Origin of the sequence: Vibrio sp. OPT46, assembly GCF_015163535.1 — a bacterium.
Lineage (GTDB): Bacteria > Pseudomonadota > Gammaproteobacteria > Enterobacterales > Vibrionaceae > Vibrio > Vibrio alginolyticus.
The window spans coordinates 1-1,292 of the sequence record NZ_JADDYG010000413.1 but is presented as its reverse complement, the minus strand read 5'-3'; the positions used below and the strand labels follow the sequence as shown (position 1 = coordinate 1,292).

Here is a 1,292-nt window from a genome sequence, read left to right as displayed (position 1 = left end):
CGTATCCTCCGCAATGAACAGAAATATTCGCTTCTATTGAATGCTCATTTGTTGTTTCACCATTTACTTTCTTTGCTGACGAAACCCATTGGAAGCAATACCTATCTTGATTATCTAAATATTCCGTAAGAGCAACTGATGTCCCTTTATCCACTTCGAAATAATCAATTGATAATATCTTTGATATGCCAGGATATTGGTAAGATGGGTTCTCTACTGTTGGTTCACCTAGTTCGGTTTGATTAGCACAGCCAGTAATAACTGATAATGTCGATGCCATAAGTAGTATTTTCTTCATTTTTGTTCCTTGTAGATGAAAAAATTAGCCCCACGATCTATTAACGCTTTCGATAGTGGGGTTGTGAATGTTTATCTAATTATTTACGTTTTGAAGATCACGATAATCAACAGACTCATCAGCACTTGAGATGCTTGCAGCCTCACCGAACATTGCTATGTAAGCACTAGGGAAAGTCAAAGCGGCCCCTGCGATACCACAGATTAAAACGAATTTTCCTACGCCCTTACTTTGTGGTGAGCTTTCTCGGCTATTCCATGCCCAGGTTGCAAGGCTAATGACAATCATAGCAATACCAATCCATAAGCCTATGGTATATGTAGCACTACCACCTGCAGCTGAAATTGCATCCACGTTTTTTGCAGCTTGCTCTAGCTTTGTTTCATTGGCTGCCATCGTAGTTACAGAGGTTAGTGCTAGAGCGATACCCAGGGCACCGGACCATTTCGTTAGTTTATTCATAGTTACTCCGTGCTATCTCCTTCATCGAAGATATAAGTTGTGTTAGAAGAGAGGTTTGCCCGACCAGATGAGTCGAGTGTTATAGGGTCCACTGTGTCACTAAAGGTAAATACCTCACCCACTAGATCTAAACCACCGTGGAAAGTTAATAATGCGCCAGCTATTGAGAAGGATATTGGCCATAGAACAGAAACATCATTATCCGCTTTGTTTGCTTTGTACCAACCGATGAAACCAAACACGACAAGACCGAGGCCAAGTACTGCTCTCAAATTCCAGAGAACTGCAATCCAAAGTCGAACATGTTTAATTACATTTATTCCGCCATCAGCAATAGTGGAGTTATGCGTTTCTGAAGCGAATGAACTACTGGATAATGTGTAAACAAACATCCAATACCACTTTTTCATCGAAGCGCTCCAATACAGTAAGTGTCTGAACAGATTGTTCCGTCAGCCGAGATTTCTCTAACAGTTCCAATGAAGTCGTAGTATTTTCCTTTTTCTACGGAAATAGTTCTTTCGCCAGAGGT

General features: G+C 40.9%; 3 protein-coding genes. All 3 read right to left on the bottom strand.

Translation table 11 applies throughout. From position 1 onward, the window contains the following. Positions 1-298: hypothetical protein (locus IQR33_RS18810; RefSeq protein ID WP_193843922.1), on the bottom strand; the 298-nt coding region annotated here is incomplete at its 3' end. Positions 299-373: 75 nt separating this feature from the next. Further along, positions 374-760: a hypothetical protein gene (locus tag IQR33_RS18805; RefSeq protein WP_025634012.1), complete on the bottom strand. Its 387-nt coding sequence runs from the start codon at positions 758-760 to the stop codon at positions 374-376. Between the two features lie 2 nt (positions 761-762). Beyond that, positions 763-1,170: a hypothetical protein gene (locus IQR33_RS18800; RefSeq protein WP_025634011.1), complete on the bottom strand. Its 408-nt coding sequence runs from the start codon at positions 1,168-1,170 to the stop codon at positions 763-765. Positions 1,171-1,292 lie beyond the last annotated feature (122 nt).